This window comes from Caballeronia sp. LZ065, from assembly GCF_031450975.1.
Taxonomy (GTDB): Bacteria; Pseudomonadota; Gammaproteobacteria; order Burkholderiales; family Burkholderiaceae; genus Caballeronia.
In genome coordinates, this window is record NZ_JARUXV010000001.1 from 563,801 (window position 1) to 579,755 (window position 15,955).

Annotated in this window: 17 protein-coding genes and 1 tRNA gene; 8 read left to right on the forward strand and 10 right to left on the reverse strand. The window is 64.3% G+C overall.

The window, feature by feature from the left end; translation table 11 throughout:
• Positions 1 to 374: 374 nt before the first annotated feature.
• Complete coding sequence (gene ybiB / locus QCE63_RS02680) at positions 375 to 1,346, reverse strand: DNA-binding protein YbiB (RefSeq protein ID WP_309830273.1); 972 nt, start codon at positions 1,344 to 1,346, stop codon at positions 375 to 377.
• A 348-nt stretch (positions 1,347 to 1,694) separates the two neighbouring features.
• On the opposite strand from ybiB, the gene QCE63_RS02685 reads away from it, so the two are divergent.
• Genes QCE63_RS02685 through QCE63_RS02695 form a run of 3 tightly spaced genes read left to right on the forward strand, consistent with a single transcriptional unit; the run spans position 1,695 to position 3,677 of the window.
• Complete coding sequence (locus QCE63_RS02685) at positions 1,695 to 2,393, forward strand: fumarylacetoacetate hydrolase family protein (protein ID WP_309830275.1); 699 nt, start codon at positions 1,695 to 1,697, stop codon at positions 2,391 to 2,393.
• A 10-nt stretch (positions 2,394 to 2,403) separates the two neighbouring features.
• Entirely contained in the window at positions 2,404 to 3,048 is a 645-nt protein-coding gene (gene maiA, locus QCE63_RS02690; protein ID WP_309830276.1) for a maleylacetoacetate isomerase, read from the forward strand.
• Complete coding sequence (locus tag QCE63_RS02695; RefSeq protein ID WP_309830278.1) at positions 3,045 to 3,677, forward strand: LysE/ArgO family amino acid transporter; 633 nt, start codon at positions 3,045 to 3,047, stop codon at positions 3,675 to 3,677. The genes maiA and QCE63_RS02695 overlap by 4 nt, the downstream gene beginning before the upstream one ends.
• A 50-nt stretch (positions 3,678 to 3,727) precedes the next feature.
• Here QCE63_RS02695 and ftsY read toward each other — a convergent pair whose 3' ends face one another.
• A complete protein-coding gene (gene ftsY, locus QCE63_RS02700; RefSeq protein ID WP_309830280.1) occupies positions 3,728 to 5,005 on the reverse strand; it encodes a signal recognition particle-docking protein FtsY in 1,278 nt (425 codons plus the stop codon).
• A 259-nt stretch (positions 5,006 to 5,264) separates the two neighbouring features.
• Here ftsY and rsmD point away from each other — a divergent pair, with 259 nt between their 5' ends.
• The 3 genes from rsmD (at position 5,265) to QCE63_RS02715 (ending at position 6,833) form a co-directional block, all read left to right on the forward strand.
• Positions 5,265 to 5,891, forward strand: coding sequence for a 16S rRNA (guanine(966)-N(2))-methyltransferase RsmD (rsmD, locus tag QCE63_RS02705; RefSeq protein WP_309833659.1), 627 nt, complete (start codon positions 5,265 to 5,267; stop codon positions 5,889 to 5,891).
• 100 nt (positions 5,892 to 5,991) lie between these two features.
• A complete protein-coding gene (gene coaD / locus QCE63_RS02710) occupies positions 5,992 to 6,498 on the forward strand; it encodes a pantetheine-phosphate adenylyltransferase (protein ID WP_309807118.1) in 507 nt (168 codons plus the stop codon).
• Positions 6,499 to 6,575: 77 nt separating this feature from the next.
• Entirely contained in the window at positions 6,576 to 6,833 is a 258-nt protein-coding gene (locus QCE63_RS02715; protein WP_309807119.1) for a YfhL family 4Fe-4S dicluster ferredoxin, read from the forward strand.
• A gap of 13 nt (positions 6,834 to 6,846) precedes the next feature.
• Here the strand turns inward: QCE63_RS02715 and hisC are convergent, their stop codons facing one another.
• The 8 genes from hisC to QCE63_RS02755 form a co-directional block, all read right to left on the reverse strand.
• Positions 6,847 to 7,914: a histidinol-phosphate transaminase gene (hisC, locus tag QCE63_RS02720; RefSeq protein WP_309830282.1), complete on the reverse strand. Its 1,068-nt coding sequence runs from the start codon at positions 7,912 to 7,914 to the stop codon at positions 6,847 to 6,849.
• A 12-nt stretch (positions 7,915 to 7,926) separates the two neighbouring features.
• Positions 7,927 to 8,529 (reverse strand): aminoacyl-tRNA hydrolase, encoded by a 603-nt coding sequence (gene pth, locus QCE63_RS02725; protein ID WP_309830284.1) that lies wholly within the window; start codon positions 8,527 to 8,529, stop codon positions 7,927 to 7,929.
• A 126-nt stretch (positions 8,530 to 8,655) separates the two neighbouring features.
• Entirely contained in the window at positions 8,656 to 9,276 is a 621-nt protein-coding gene (locus QCE63_RS02730; protein ID WP_309830286.1) for a 50S ribosomal protein L25/general stress protein Ctc, read from the reverse strand.
• Between the two features lie 154 nt (positions 9,277 to 9,430).
• Positions 9,431 to 10,384 (reverse strand): ribose-phosphate pyrophosphokinase, encoded by a 954-nt coding sequence (locus QCE63_RS02735; protein ID WP_309807122.1) that lies wholly within the window; start codon positions 10,382 to 10,384, stop codon positions 9,431 to 9,433.
• Positions 10,385 to 10,434: 50 nt separating this feature from the next.
• Positions 10,435 to 10,511, reverse strand: a tRNA-Gln gene (locus QCE63_RS02740).
• Between the two features lie 55 nt (positions 10,512 to 10,566).
• On the reverse strand, positions 10,567 to 11,448 hold the full coding sequence (gene ispE / locus QCE63_RS02745; protein ID WP_309830288.1) for a 4-(cytidine 5'-diphospho)-2-C-methyl-D-erythritol kinase: 882 nt from the start codon (positions 11,446 to 11,448) through the stop codon (positions 10,567 to 10,569).
• A 27-nt stretch (positions 11,449 to 11,475) separates the two neighbouring features.
• Positions 11,476 to 12,096: a lipoprotein insertase outer membrane protein LolB gene (gene lolB / locus QCE63_RS02750; RefSeq protein WP_309830290.1), complete on the reverse strand. Its 621-nt coding sequence runs from the start codon at positions 12,094 to 12,096 to the stop codon at positions 11,476 to 11,478.
• The gene (locus QCE63_RS02755) at positions 12,096 to 13,973 is read right to left on the reverse strand and encodes a tetratricopeptide repeat protein (RefSeq protein ID WP_309830292.1); all 1,878 of its coding nucleotides are present in this window, start codon (positions 13,971 to 13,973) and stop codon (positions 12,096 to 12,098) included. Before QCE63_RS02755 ends, lolB begins: the two co-directional genes overlap by 1 nt.
• An 84-nt stretch (positions 13,974 to 14,057) precedes the next feature.
• On the opposite strand from QCE63_RS02755, the gene mutM reads away from it, so the two are divergent.
• Positions 14,058 to 14,888 (forward strand): bifunctional DNA-formamidopyrimidine glycosylase/DNA-(apurinic or apyrimidinic site) lyase, encoded by an 831-nt coding sequence (gene mutM, locus QCE63_RS02760; RefSeq protein WP_309830294.1) that lies wholly within the window; start codon positions 14,058 to 14,060, stop codon positions 14,886 to 14,888.
• Between the two features lie 5 nt (positions 14,889 to 14,893).
• A complete protein-coding gene (gene mutY, locus QCE63_RS02765) occupies positions 14,894 to 15,955 on the forward strand; it encodes an A/G-specific adenine glycosylase (protein WP_309830296.1) in 1,062 nt (353 codons plus the stop codon).

Sequence of the window (15,955 nt, forward strand, 5' to 3'; positions counted from 1 at the left end):
TGCACGAGAAACCGGGCGGCGCGCGCGTTCGCATGGATCACCAGCGATGGTGACGCTTGCGACCAGCGTGAACGTGCGCGAAGCAGCGTGCATGTGACCCTCGCGTTTTCGTTTCGCGGGATGCGCGAACGAAACACTGACGACTACAGGTGGTAAGAAAGGAACTTCGGGAACGGCGAAAAACGGGCGGAGGACCGGGCGCCTTGCGACGCACGGCGCTACGTCTGGCGACTTACGCTAGACGTAGCGATAGGGGCCGCGCTAGGCGGCCCGAAATAATTCGGAGGGAGGCTTGGGAGGTGAAGCTCATGCGCTGGACTTTAAACCACCGTTGAATACCGTGTCAAATGGCGATGTCGATGACGGCTGGCCGTTCAGGCGGTCCGGCGCACCACGTCGCTGATCACTTCCACTTGCCGCGTGACCGCCGGCGGCACCGGAATATCGCCACGCAGCACGCATTCGGTCCAGCGCGCGGTGGTCGCCGCGTCCAGCGTTTCGGGCAGATCCACATGCGGCGCGTGCGCCTGGGAATGCTCCGGCGAGAGCAGCGTGTCGACGCGGCCGTCGTGGAACCAGTCCACCTGCACCTGGCGCCGCGTGTCCGCGACCGCCTCGCCTTCCGTGCCGCGCGCCAGCAGCGCGCCGCCCGCTGCGGCTTCCGGATGCGCGGTGAACAGGCCGGTGAGGCTGTCGCGATATTCCGGATGCGTGTAGTTGACGAGTCTCAGCCCCGGCTCCGCGAACGGCTGAAGAATCTTGACGAGCGTATGGGTCGAATTGCGCACGCCCATCCTGCGCCGCAGCGCCAGCAGCCGCGCGAGCTTCGGCGCGAGCACGGTAATGGGCGCGAACGCCAGCCGGCGCGAAGCGAGACTATCTTCGATTTCGTCATGCGAAGCGGCGTGCGCAATGCCCAGTTCGGCGAAGATCTCGGCGCTGGTGATGCGCCCGGGATCTTTGCTGACGCCGTGCACGAGCACGGGCACGCCCTCGCGCGCCAGCAGGAGCGACAGCAGCGGCACGAGATTCGGGGTCTTGCGCGCGCCGTTGTAGCTCGGGATGGACACCGGCCGCGCGTGTTCGCGGCCATCCTGAACGTGCAGCGGCTCGAACGAGCGATGCGCGGCCGCCAGCATGGCGTTCAGTTCGGCGGACGTTTCGCCTTTTACGCGATACGCGAGCAGCACGGCGCCGAGTTCAAGCTCGGGCACGCGCTCGTCGAGCATCGCTTCGTAGAGTGCGTAAGTGTCGTCGTGCGAGAGGGCGCGTGCGCCGTTCGGTCCACGGCCGATTTCCTTGATGTAGCGTGCGCAGGGGAAGACGGGAAGAGCGGAGTCGGTCATCGGAGAGGGGCGCGGGCCGGGCGCTCACGTGGGTTCGGATGCGTCTTTGTGAGCGATGCCGCCGCGCATTTTCAGGGTGCAGGAATAACATTCAGTACCGCATTTGGCGGGCGTACGCAAGTTGCGACAGCCTCCTGTCAGTCGCGCCATTCGTCTGACGGCTCGCCGCCATCCTCATCCGGCATGCTGCGCGCCAGCGCGCCGAAAGCTCTGAAAGCCGCGCCGCACAAGGCGCACCGGCCTCGCCACGAGTTGCGTGCGCACGTTAAACTCCTTTTTCTCACGCAGCGCGCGGCCTGACCGTGCGTTCAGCTTTGCCAATCCAGACATCAGCTACAGGAGAGCGGGATGACTTATGTGTTTTCTCCGGCGCCGGCCGCGGCCGTGCCCATCGACGGGTCGAATGAGCAGTTTCCCGTGCGCCGCATCTACTGCGTCGGACGCAACTACGAGGCCCATGCGCGTGAAATGGGTCACGACCCGGACCGCGAGCCGCCGTTCTTCTTCGGCAAGCCGGCCGACGCCGTGCTGAATGTCGCGCCCGGCGCCACCGGCGAGTTTCCGTATCCGTCGCAGACGAAAAATCTGCATTTCGAGATGGAACTGGTCGCGGCGATCGGCAAGCAGGGCAAGGACATTCCCGCCGAACGCGGGCTCGATTACGTCTACGGCTATGCGCTCGGACTCGACATGACCCGCCGCGACCTGCAGGCCGAAGCCAAGAAGCTTGGCCGTCCGTGGGACACTGCGAAGGGTTTCGACCACTCCGCACCGATCGGCCCCATTCACCCGGTGTCGAAAGTCGGGCATCTGGAAAAGAGCGCGATCTGGCTGACCGTCAACGGCGAGGAAAAGCAGCGCTCGGACATCTCGCAGCTCATCTGGTCGGTGGGCGAGACGGTGGCCTATCTGTCGACGCTGTTCGAACTGTTCCCCGGCGATCTCATCTTCACCGGCACGCCCGAAGGCGTCGGCGCGGTCGTGAAGGGAGACTTGCTGAAGGGCGGCGTAGACGGCATCGGCGAATTCTCGGTGCGTGTGGTCTGAGCCCGCGGCCATGAAGCTCTACGGCTATTTCCGCAGTTCGGCGGCGTATCGCGTGCGCATCGCGCTGAACCTCAAGGGGCTCGACTACGAGTACGCCGCCATCCACCTGCTGCGCGACGGCGGCGAACAGCTCAAGGCCGACTATCGCGCGGTGAATCCGGACGGCATCGTGCCGGCGCTCGTCGATGGCGACGACACGCTCACGCAGTCGCTCGCGATCATCGAATATCTGGAGGAGACGCATCCGGAGCCGCCGCTGCTGCCGAAGCAGCCGTCGGACCGTGCATTCGTGCGTTCGGTGGCGCTGCAGGTCGCGTGCGAGATCCATCCGCTCGACAATCTGCGCGTGCTCAAGTACCTGAAACACCAGGTCAAGGTGCCCGACGAAGCGAAGGATGCGTGGTATCGGCACTGGGTGGAAGCCGGCTTCGATTCGTTGGAACAGCGGCTCGCCACGGACCGGCGCGTCGGCGCGCTGACCTTCGGCGACACGCCCACCGTCGCCGATCTCTGCCTCGTGCCGCAGGTGTTCAACGCGCGGCGTTTCGGCATCGACGTGAGCCGTTATCCGACCATCGAGCGCATCGCGGATCACGCCAATACGCTGGATGCCTTCGCCCGGGCCGCGCCGGCGCAGCAGCCGGACGCGGAATGACGGCGGTGGTGTCGGCTGGCGCGCTGCCGGGTTTGCTGTCGGGCGCGGGACTGGGCGCCAGTCTCATCATGGCGATCGGCGCGCAGAACGCCTTCGTGCTGCGGCAAGGGCTGAAGCGCAGGCATGTCGGCGTCGTCGTGACGATCTGCGCGGCGATCGACGTGCTGTTGATCGCGTTGGGCGTCGGCGGCATGGGCGCGCTCATTTCGCGGGCGCCCGTGCTGCTCGACGTGATCCGCTGGGCGGGCGCGATCTTCGTGTTCCTGTACGGCGTGCGCGCGTTCCTCGCGGCCTGGCGCGGCGCCGGACATCTGCATGTGGCGGACGGCGAAACGCAGACGGCGCTCGGCGCGGCGTCCACGGTGCTGGCGCTGTCGCTGCTCAATCCACACGTTTATCTCGATACCGTCGTGTTGCTGGGTGGCATCGGCGCGCAACGCGGCTGGCCCGGCAATGCCTGGTTCGCGGCGGGCGCGATGGGTTCGTCGATTGTCTGGTTCACCGCGCTCGGCTATGGCGCACGCTTGCTGGAGCCGTGGTTCGAGAAGGACGTCTCGTGGCGGGTGCTGGATGTGATCGTGGGCTGCGTGATGTGGTGGATCGCGGCGTCGTTGCTCCTCGCGCGATGAAAAAAGGGCGTTCGCCTTGAACGCCCTCTCTCTTCCGGCAGACTCCGCATTCAACCGAGCAATGCGTCCGCGAACTCCTCCGCGCTGAACGGCTGCAAATCCTCGACCTTCTCGCCCACGCCGATGAAATAAACCGGAATCGGCCGCTGCCGCGCGATGGCCGCGATGATGCCGCCCTTCGCCGTGCCATCCAGCTTCGTGACGATCAGGCCGGTGAGGCCGAGCGCGTCGTCGAACGCCTTCACCTGCGCGAGCGCGTTCTGGCCGGTGTTCGCATCGATCACGAGGAGCACTTCGTGCGGCGCATCGGGCATGGCCTTCGCGATCACGCGACGCACCTTGCGCAGCTCCTCCATCAAGTGCAATTGCGTGGGCAGGCGTCCGGCGGTGTCGGCCATCATGACGTCGATTTTGCGGGCGCGCGCCGCGCCGACCGCGTCGAAGATCACTGCGGCGGCATCGCCGCTTTCCTGCGCGATGACGGTCACGTTGTTGCGTTCGCCCCAGACCATCAACTGCTCGCGCGCGGCCGCGCGGAAGGTGTCGCCGGCGGCCAGCAGCACGGACTGGTTGAAGCGCTGCAGATGCTTGGCCAGCTTGCCGATACTCGTCGTCTTGCCGGCGCCGTTCACGCCGGCGATCATCATCACCAGCGGCTGTGCGCGGCCGAGCATCAGCGATTTTTCGAGCGGGCGCAGCAGATCGATCAGCAGTTCACGCAGCGCGGCCTTGACCTGCGACGCCTCGGTCAGGCGCTCCGAGCGCACTTTCTCGCGCAGCGATTCGAGCAGGAATTCGGTGGCGTCGATGCCGGCATCGGACATCAGCAGCGCTGTCTCGAGTTCTTCGTACAGATCTTCGTCGATCTTCGCGCTGACGAAGATGCCCGTCAGGTTGGAGCTCGTCTTCGACAGGCCGTGACGCAGACGCGAGAGCCAGGATTTCCTGGCGGCCGGGTCGGCTTCGGGCGGGGGCACGATTTCCTCGCTCGCCTGATCCGTTTCCGGGCCGCGTGACCATTGCGACTGCGTGCGGCCTTGCCAATAGGGCTTCGCGTCTTCGGCGTGCGGGGCGACGGGCTGGACGGGGGCGGGTCTGTGTGCTGGGGCCGGTGCGGAAGCCGCAACAGAAGCCGGAGCCGCAACAGGTGCCGGTGGTGCCTTCGCCGCAGCAGGTTCATCCTGCAGCGCTTCCTCCGCCGCGAGCGCTTGCCGTTCGAGTTCGGCGTCGGACAGTTCTTCCTCGCCGGACGCCTCGGGCAACAAGTCCTCGGGCGTGTCGAGCGGCTCGTCAGCCGGCTTTTTGAATTTCTTGAAGAAGCTGAACATGGGTGTCTGGCGATGATGCGCGCGTCATTCGTCGGCCTGTCACGTGCGCCTGTCGGGCGCCTCGCCGGCAAGCCCGCGCGAAGGGATGGAAGCCGCGTATTTTATCAGGCGCGGGGAGCCCTTTCCGGGGCGCAAGCGCACGGTTCGCGGCACCACGGGCCGCTGTGGTAACGTGGGCGCTCGATGCGCACGAAAACCAAACGCAAATAAACGCAAGCTTGACGAAGACTGCGCGCCCGAAATCGAATCCTGTTGCCTCATGCCTCGCTCCTCAACCACTCGCTCTGTCCTGCCCAGCCATACGCCTTCGCGCGGCGGCAAACCTCACACCATCCGCATCATCGGCGGCGACTGGAAGCGCACGCCGCTGCCGGTGCTCGATCTCGACGGCCTGCGTCCCACGCCCGACCGCGTGCGCGAGACGCTCTTCAACTGGTTGGGCCAGGACATGAGCGGACAGCACTGTCTCGACCTGTTCGCCGGCACCGGCGCGCTCGGCTTCGAAGCAGCGTCGCGCGGCGCCCAGCGCGTGCTGATGGTCGAGCGCAACGCGAAGGCCGCAGCGCAGATGCGCGCGAACCAGGCGAAGCTCGGCGCACGTAACATCGAGATCGCCGAAGCCGACGCGCTGCGTCTGGCCGCGAGCCTCGCGCCCGGCAGCTTCGACGTCGTCTTTCTGGATCCGCCGTTCGGCGATCAGGCGCTGCTCTTGCGCGCGCTGGACGTGGCGGCGTCGCTCGTCAACGCCGACGGCGCGCTCTACGTCGAATGCGGCGATGTGCTGGAAGTGTCGCAGATCGAGGCGCTGGCCGGCTGGTCGGTGGTGCGCGACGGCAAGGCAGGTGCGGTTCGCTATCATTTGCTGCGCCGCCAAAATGAGGAATAATGCGCGTTCCCCAAACTGGCGCAGCCGGTCATGCGGGAATTGAAGCAGAACAGGTCGTCGCAACGACGCGGCCCAAGGTCAATTGGAAGAGGAGAAGCCCATGGTTGTCGCCGTGTATCCGGGAACGTTCGACCCGCTGACTCGCGGGCATGAGGACATCGTCCGGCGCGCATCGAGCATTTTTGATCAGCTCGTCGTGGGCGTGGCGGACAGCCGGGCGAAGAAGCCGTTTTTCTCGCTGCAGGAAAGGCTGGATATCGCGCACGACGTGCTCGGTCACTATCCGAACGTGCAGGTGAGCAGCTTCACCGGCTTGCTGAAGGACTTCGTGCGCAAGAACAACGCGCGCGTCATCGTGCGCGGCTTGCGCGCCGTGTCGGACTTCGAATACGAATTCCAGATGGCCGGCATGAACCGCTATCTGCTGCCCGACGTCGAGACGATGTTCATGACGCCGTCCGATCAATACCAGTTCATCTCGGGGACGATCGTGCGCGAGATTGCGCAGCTCGGTGGCGATGTCAGCAAGTTCGTGTTCCCGTCGGTGGAAAAGCGGCTGACCGATAAAGTGGTTATCCTGTCTCAGAAGGATTCCGCGGCGCCCTGATGCGCCGGACCCGCCACCCGGACGACCGGGCGCGCGGGTTTCATGCCGGTGCGAGACCCGGCGCAAGAGAGTGAAGCATGTCTTTGATCATCACCGACGAGTGCATCAACTGCGACGTTTGCGAGCCCGAGTGCCCGAACGACGCCATTTCGATGGGTCCCGAGATCTATGTGATCGACCCGAACAAATGCACGGAGTGTGTCGGCCACTACGACGAGCCGCAGTGCCAGCAGGTCTGTCCCGTCGAATGCATTCCGCGCGATCCGGCGCACGTCGAAACGCCGGAACAATTGCTCGTCAAATATCGCGCGTTGATGGCGGCGAAGGGCGAGTAAGCCCTTCCTCCGCTCAGCCGATCACTTCCTTCAAGGCTGCGACGAGCGCATCGCATTCAGCCGGCGTGCCGATCGAAATCCGCAGATGCTGGTCGATGCGCGGCAGCCTGAAGTGACGCACGAAGATCTCCCGGGTCTTGAGCGCGGCGGCGAGCGTCGCGGCGTCGTGCGTGGGATGCCTCGCGAATACGAAATTCGCAGCGGACGGCAGGACGTCGAAACCCAATTCCTGTAGCTGCACCACGAGCGTTTCGCGGCTCGCGACGACCTTCGCGCAGCATTGCGCGAACCACGGCGGATCTTCGTAGGAGGCCTGCGCCGCGACCTGCGCCAAGCGGTCGAGCGGATACGAGTTGAAGCTGTCCTTCACGCGCGTCAGCGCTTCGATCAACCCGGCATCGCCGAATGCGAAGCCCACGCGCATGCCGGCCAGCGAGCGCGCCTTCGATGTCGTCTGCACGACCAGCAGGTTCGGATAGGCGTCGATCAGACTCACGGCCGATTCCGCGCCGAAATCCACATACGCTTCATCGACGATCACCGGCACATCCGGATTCGCCTTCAGCAGCACCTCGATCTCGGACAGCGGCAGGGCACGGCCGGTCGGCGCGTTCGGATTCGGCAGCAGCACGCCGCCGCTCGGCGCGCGGTAATCGTCGACGTCGATGGCAAAGTCCGCATTTAGCGGAATCGTCCGGTACTCGACGCCGTACAACTGCGCATAAACCGGATAGAAGCTGTAGGTGATGTCGGGGAAGGCGATCGGCCGCTCATGCTTCAACAGCGCCTGAAACGCATGCGCCAGCACTTCGTCCGAACCGTTGCCGACGAACACCTGCTCGACGCGCAGGCCATGATGCCGCGCAACGGTTTCTCGCAACGCGCGTGCGGTTGGATCGGGATACTTGCGCAACGACGCGCCGTCCTCGCCAAGCTCGCGGCGAATCGCCTCGAGCACGCGCGGCGACGGCGGATAGGGATTCTCGTTGGTATTCAGTTTGACGGGATGCGCCAGCGCGGGCTGTTCGCCCGGTACATACGGCGTCAGTCGATGAACGATGTCGCTCCAGAAACGGCTCACGGTCGGCTCCAGTCAGGGGTTACGGTGCAGGTTCATCATGGCGCGCTCGGTTTCCCCGGCGACGACAAAGGGCATCACGGCAAGCGCGCGCTCGATCGACTGATCGATCACGTCCTGCTCTTCGCGACGCGGCGGCTTCAGCACGAAGTTGGCGACATCGGGCTTCGCGCCCGCACGCGCGCCTTCGGGAATCAGATCGCGCGGATGCCCGATGCCGATGCGCAAGCGCCAGTATTGCTGCGACGACAGGTGCGCGGAGATGTCCTTGAGGCCGTTGTGGCCGCCGCTGCCGCCGCCGAGCTTCATCTTGACGGTGCCGGGCGGCAGGTCGAGTTCGTCGTGCGCGACGAGGATTTCGTCGGGCAGGATCTTGAAGAACTGCGCGAGCGCGACCACCGCTTGCCCCGAACGGTTCATGAAGGTCTGCGGTTCCAGCAGATGCACTTCGTGGCCGTGCAGGCGTCCCTTGCCGTAGAAACCGTGGAAGCGGCGTTCGTCGCGCAGCGTGGCGCCGGCGTCGCGCGCCAATTGGTCGACGAACCAGAAGCCCGCGTTATGCCGCGTCGCGGTGTATTCGGCGCCTGGATTGCCCAGGCCGACGATCAGCTTGATCATGTCGAATCAGCGCAAGCCCGAAGGCCCGCTTGGTCAATAGCCAAAAAAAGACCCGCCGGGCTTGCGCACCGGCGGGTCACGTCGACCGCCCTTGCGGACGGATCGAGAGGATAGCGATAAAGACGCTTATTCGGCAGCCGGCGTTTCGCCTTGGGCTGCTTCGCCAGACTCTTCCGACACGACGGCAGCCGGAATGGTCGCCGAAGCTACCACCGGGTTTTCTGCGTCGACGGCGATCGTCAGGCTCACGCCCTTCGGCAGCGTGATGTCCTTGGCGTGCATCGTCTGGCCGGCTTCGATCTTGGCCAGGTCGATTTCCAGGAACTCGGGCAGGTCTGCCGGCAGGCATTCCACTTCCAGTTCCGTCACGACGTGGCTGATCACCGCGCCCGCCAGCTTCACGGCCGGGTTGGTTTCCTGGTTCATGAAGTGCAGCGGCACCTTGGTGTGCAGCTTCTTGTTCGCGTCGACGCGTTGGAAGTCCACGTGCAGCACGTACTGCTTGAACGGGTGGTATTGCACGTCGCGCAGGAGAACCTGTTGCGACTTGCCGGCCACTTCCAGTTCCAGGATCGACGAATGGAACACTTCTTTCTTCAGGGCATGCCACAGCGCGTTGTGATCGAGTTCGACCAGTTGAGCATCCGCAGCACCACCGTACACGATACCCGGGGTCTTGCCCGAGTTGCGCAGGCGGCGGCTCGCACCCGTACCTTGCTTGCTACGCTCGAAAGCGACGACTTTCATGTTTGACTCCTCTATCTGCCCGCGACCAGGCAGGGAAACCGGGATCATCGAAAAGGTGTGATCCCACAACAAGCGGCGCGAACCTTCGTACGTCCGCACCGATCATGCAAAAAGACGCGAAGCTTGAGGCTTCGCGTCTTTTCGCCAATTCTGCTTAACCTTCGGCGAACAGCGAGATCACCGAATCGCCGCGCCGGATGCGCGAGAACGTCTCCGCAAGCAAACCTGCGCTCGACAGCGGGCGAATCTTCGCGCACGCCAGGGACTCGGCCGAGAGCGGAATGGTGTCCGTCACGACGAGTTCATCCAATTCCGACGCCGTAATGCGCGCCGCCGCGCCGCCCGACAGGACCGGGTGGGTGGCATAGGCGAAAACCTGCTTGGCGCCGCGCTGCTTCAGCACTTGCGCGGCCTTGCACAGCGTGCCGGCGGTGTCGACCATGTCGTCCATGATGACGCAGGTACGGCCTTCGACTTCACCGATGATGTTCATCACTTCGGCGACATTCGCTTTCGGACGACGTTTGTCGATGATCGCGAGGTCGGTGTTCAGTTGCTTCGCGAGCGCACGCGCGCGCACCACACCGCCGACGTCCGGCGACACGACCAGCAGATGGTCATGATTCTGCTTGCGCAGGTCGCCGAGCAGCACGGGCGTCGCGTAGATGTTGTCGACGGGGATGTCGAAGAAGCCTTGAATCTGGTCGGCGTGAAGGTCCATGGTGATCACGCGATCGACGCCGGCAATTTCCAGCATGTTCGCGACGACCTTCGCCGAGATGGCCACGCGCGCGGAACGCGGACGGCGATCCTGACGTGCATAACCGAAGTAGGGAATGGCTGCGGTGATCCGGCCAGCGGATGCGCGCTTGAGCGCATCGACCATGATCATCAGTTCCATCAGATTATCGTTCGTGGGTGCGCAGGTGGACTGCAGCACGAACACGTCCTTGCCTCGAACGTTTTCCTGAATCTCGACCATGATCTCGCCGTCGGAGAAACGGCTGACCATCGCTTTGCCAAGTGGGATTCCAAGGATTTTGACGACTTCCTGTGCAAGCGCGGGATTGGCGTTGCCAGTAAAAACCATCAGGCCGTCACTGCTCATCGTGCACCTGTCTGCGGCTGGGGGCGAGAGGAAAAACGCGAGAAAAAGAATGGCAGGGGAGGAAGGACTCGAACCCTCGCATGCCGGAATCAAAATCCGGTGCCTTGACCAACTTGGCGACTCCCCTACACTAACTTTGAGCTTCGCCGGGAAGTGTAGGACAGTCCCGGCAAAACAAAACCTTATGACGCGAAAGCGAAGAGAGGATGAGAATCCAGACTTGCTGTTACCACGCTCTTCCAGCTTTCCGGCAGTTTGACTTGCGCCATTTCTGCTTCGGCTCGACTAGGGAAAGCGGCAAACACGCTTGCTCCAGATCCGGTCATTCGCGCCGGCGCGAGATTGGAAAACCACTCGAGCACTTGCGCAACTTCCGCGTACTTTCCTGCGACTACAGCCTGCATGTCGTTCCGACCGAAGCTGTCTGGCCAGTTAGTGTCTGACCTTTGCTGTGCAAGAAAGTCCATCATTGTGGCGACTTTCGTATCCCGTGTCAAGCTTTTTTCGGAGAAAATCGCCGCGGTTGGGACGTGGACAGCAGGATTCACCACCAGGAAGAAACGTTGCGGCAGTTTTACTGCTTGCAGCGTCTCACCAACTCCTTCTGCGAAAGCATTTTGCCCGAAGACAAAAAACGGCACGTCCGCGCCGAGTTGCAGGCCGAGATTCTGCAGAATCTCACGCGAAAGATCAACACCCCAGAGACGATTCAACGCCAAAAGAGTTGTGGCTGCGTCGGAACTCCCTCCGCCGAGGCCCGCGCCCATCGGCAAGCGCTTGTCGATCTCGATATCCACGCCATGCTGCACGCCCGTGTGCTGCTGAAGCAGGCGGGCGGCGCGCATCACGAGGTCGTCGGATTCGGCGACGCCCGGCACGTCCGTCTTGCGGCGGATGACGCCGTCGTCGCGCCGTGTGAAGTGCAGGCGGTCACCCCAGTCGAGCAGCTGGAAAACCGTCTGCAACGAGTGATACCCGTCCGGACGGCGTCCCGTGATGTGCAGGAAGAGGTTCAGCTTCGCTGGCGCGAGACAGTCACGGAGCGAATCGTGGGGTGCGGACATGCGGGTTTCAGACAAGGTGCGAAGCGGTTACTGGTCGAGCACCAGCTTGATGTCGAGCGGCGGTTCGCTGCGCGAGAGATTCACGCGCTTGACGCCGCTTGCGGGCGCGTCGGCATAGGCCAGATAGTCGATCGTCCAGCCGTCCTGCTTGATCTCCTTCGGACGGCCGTTGTTCGCTTCGGGATCGAGCGTCGTCTGCGCGCGTGAAGTGGGCGCGGCCGACGGCTGCAGCCAGTAGCGCAGACCTTCCACCGGCAGCGCGAAGCCCAGCGTGTTCTGCATGAGCTGCGACACGTTGTCGGCGCTGGCGGGCTGCCGGTTTGGCAGTTCGAGCGTGGCGAGCGACGGCGACGACGTCACGATGGCCATCGTCTGGCCGAGCGGGTTGCGCAGTTGCAGCGTGACGGTGTCGCCGGTTTCCTGCCAGTCGAAGTTGCCATACGCGTTGCGCTGCACGCCGTTCTGATCGTTGTACTGCACCGCGAAGCGGCCGTGATAGTCACGGCTCGTCTGCGTCGAAAGGGACGTGCTGGCGCTGGACGTCGTCGGAAGCCGCGGCTGGAGTGCGCAACCGGACATCGCGAGTACGGTTGCGAGGCCGAGCGCACCGCGTCGAAGGGATGCGCCGGCGAGAAAGTCGAATGCCATCAAAGATCGTTTACCTGAAGTCGTTTGAGCGTTTTGACGAGCGTGTCGTTGTCCGGTTCGAGCTTCTGCGCCTGGCGCCATGTGGCGCGCGCCTCGTCCTGCTGTCCGGACTTCCACTGGACTTCGCCCAGATGCGCGCCGATCTCCGCATTGGGCTGAATCTTGTAGGCGCTTGACAGGATCTTCTCCGCTTCCGCCGCATTGCCCTGACGGAAGCGCGCCCAGCCGAGGCTGTCCATGATGAAGGCGTCGTGGGGCGCGAGCGCGACCGCTTGCTCGATCAGCTTCACCGCTTCGTCGAGCCGCTGGTTACGATCGACCAGCGAATAACCGAGCGCGTTGTAGGCCTGCGGATTGTTCGGCTGCGTGCGCATCAACGTGCGCAGCTGCGTTTCCATCACGTCGAAATGGCCGTTCTTCTCGGCGGCCATTGCGTAGTCGTAGATGAGGTCGGGATCGTCGGGAAAGGCTGCGACGGCCTTCGCGAGATTCGCTTCCGCTTCCGGATAGCGATGCGCCTCGAACAGAATGGCCGAGTCCGTGCGCGCAAGCAGCGCGAGGTCGCGCGGGTCGGAGCTTTGCAGATTGCCGAGCAGCGCACGCGCTTCGTCGACCTTGCCCTGCTTCGCGAGAATCTGCGCGCGCGTGATCTGCGCGGGCAGGTATTGCTGGCTTGTGCGCGGAATGCGGTCGAGCCACTGGCTCGCGACGTCGTCGTTCTTCTGTTCCAGCGCCATCTGCGCCAAGTAGATGTACGCCTGTCCCGGGTCCGCGCCGGGCGTGTTCTCCGCGGCCTTCGCGTACTGGTTCAGGTAATCCTGCGCCTTGTCGAACTGTTTTTTCTGGATGTTGATGAGCGCGAGCGCCATCAGGGGCGTCAGGTCTTTCGCGTCGTTCTTGCGCATGATCTCGAACTGCTTCTGCGCGTCGTCGAGCCGGTCGGCCGACAAGTACAGCTGCGCCAGCGCAAGCCGTGCATCATGCGATTTCGGGTTCTTGTCGACATACTTCTCGAACGAAGCGATGCCTTCCTGACGTTCCTGCGGCCCCATGCGTGCAAGCGTCAGCGCGGCGGGCAGATAGTCCGGCTTGAGTTGCAGCGCTTTTTCGAGCGAGGCTTTCGCGCCCGGCTGATCGTCGGCGAGCAGTTGCTGGCGGGCGAGCGCGAGTTGCGCTTCGGGCCGGTCCTGGTCGTTGGCGATCAGGTCCTTCAGGACATTCAGACCGCCCACACGGTTCGGCCCGCGCGCCAGCAGCGCCTGCAACGACAACAGCGCTTCGCCGCGCTGCGCAGGCGCCACTTTTGCGAGTTCGCGTTCGAGCGTGGGCTTCGCGTCCTCCGGCTTGCCGGCGACGATCTGCAGCGACGCGCTCAGTTGCGAGGCGCGCTCCGAATGCGGCGCGAACTGCTGCCAGAGTTGTGCTGAAGTGAGCGCGTCGTTCGGGCTTTGCGCGGCGATCGCGATCTCGGTTGCACGCTGAGCGAAACGCGGGTCGTGGGTGTCGCGGGCGAGCGCGAGATAAGTCTGGAATGCGGGCGCGGGCTGGCCGCGCTGCAGGGCGACTTCGGCCGCCAGAACCTGGAAAACGATCTGGCTGGACATCGATACGTTCGGCAGGTCCTGCGCTTCGTTGCCGCTGACCGGCGCGGTGAGCAGCTCGGCGGCGTTTTGCGCGTCGGCCTGATCGTCGGGACTTGGAGCGGAGGTTGCGCTTGGAACGGGTGAAGCATTGGGTTCCTGAGCGTGTACGGGCGTGAACGCAAGCGCCGACATCGCGAGCGCGACGGCGCCGGCGATGCGCGACATGGGCATGGCGAACGATTGCGCCAAGCCGGCCTGACGCTTCGCAAACAGCTTCATGACGAACGAGTTCATGGAATTCCAGACGATGTTTCGGTCGATTGTAACGCGGTCGCTAAAATACCGGCACAACGCCCCAGCAAGTCTCACTCCACACAAATGCCCGAACTGCCAGAAGTCGAAGTCACCCGCCGGGGTATCGAACCGTATGTCGCCGGGAGGCGCGTCGAGCATGTCGAAGTCCGTACCCCGGCGTTGCGCTGGCCGATCCCGGCGCACCTGCCGAAGACGCTCGATCGTCTGAAGATCGAGCGCGTCGAACGGCGCGGCAAGTACCTGTTGTTCGAAACCGCAGAGGGCTGGCTGATCGTTCATCTCGGCATGACCGGCACGCTGCGCGTCCTGCGCCACACACCGCGTCCGCCTGACGCCGCGAAGCATGATCACGTCGATATCGTGTTCGACGATTTCATCCTGCGCTTTCGCGATCCGCGCCGTTTTGGCGCGATTCTCTGGCATCCCCGCGCCGATGGCGACGTGTCCGGTCATCCGCTGCTCGCGAGTCTCGGCGTCGAGCCGTTCTCGCCGGAATTCTCGGGCGCGCTGCTGTTCCGGGAGACGCGCGGGCGCAAGGTGTCGGTGAAGCAGGCGCTGCTGGCGGGCGGGATCGTCGTGGGCGTGGGCAACATCTACGCATCCGAAAGCCTGTTTCGCGCCGGCATCCGCCCGACGACCGCCGCCGGACGCATCTCGCTCGTGCGCTACGATCTGCTCGCCGACGCGGTGCGCGTGACGCTCGCCGCCGCCATCGAGAAGGGCGGCAGCACCTTGCGCGATTTCGTCGGCAGCAATGGCGAATCGGGCTATTTCCAGCTCGACTACTTCGTCTATGATCGCGCGGGCCTGCCGTGTCACGTCTGCGGCACGCCGATCAGACAGATCGTCCAGGGGCAACGCTCCACCTACTTCTGCCCGCGCTGCCAACGCTGATTCCGATGCTCGCTCTCACCGATTTCTCCACGCGCCTGATCGCGTGGCAACGCATTCACGGCCGCCACGACCTGCCGTGGCAAAACACGCGCGACGCGTATCGCATCTGGCTGTCGGAGATCATGCTGCAGCAGACGCAGGTGTCCACCGTCATTCCGTATTACGCGCGCTTTCTCGAACGGTTTCCTTCGGTGACGGCGCTCGCCGATGCCCCGCTCGACGACGTCATGGCGCTCTGGGCCGGCCTCGGCTACTACTCGCGGGCGCGCAACCTGCATCGGTGCGCGCAGGCGGTCGCATACGAGCATGGCGGCGCGTTTCCCCAAACGGTGGAGGAGCTGGCCGAACTGCCGGGCATCGGCCGCTCGACGGCGGCGGCCATTGCGTCGTTTGCGTTCAGCGCGCGCGCGACCATTCTCGACGGCAATGTGAAGCGCGTGCTGGCGCGGGTATTCGGCGTCGAAGGCTTTACGGGCGAAAAGCGTGTGGAGAACGTGTTATGGACGCTTGCCGAATCGCTGCTGCCGGATGCAGCGAAACCGGATGAAGTGACCGCCTACACGCAAGGTCTGATGGATCTCGGCGCGACGCTGTGCGTGCGCGGCAAGCCCGATTGCGCGCGGTGTCCGTTCATGGCGGATTGCGTGGCGAAGGTCGAGGGGCGTCAGCGCGAGTTGCCCACCGCTCGCCCGAAGAAGACCGTGCCGACGCGCAAGACCTGGATGCTGGTACTGAAGGACGGCGACGCGGTGCTGCTGGAGAAGCGTCCGCCCACGGGTATCTGGGGCGGCCTGTGGAGCCTGCCCGAAGCGGCCGACGAGACGGCGCTCGCGACGCTTGCGCAGCGCTTCGGCGGCGCTGAGCAGTTACAACGTCTTGCACCGATGACGCACACGTTCACCCATTTCAAGCTCGATATCGAGCCGCGTATCGGCGTCGCGCGTGGTGCGCCGCTCGAGGCGATGAACGTCGAAACCGTATGGGCGCCGCTTGCACGGATCGAAGCGTACGGCGTGCCCGCGCCCGTGCGCAAGCTGCTCGACGCGCTGAGCGGTTCGCTGCTCTGA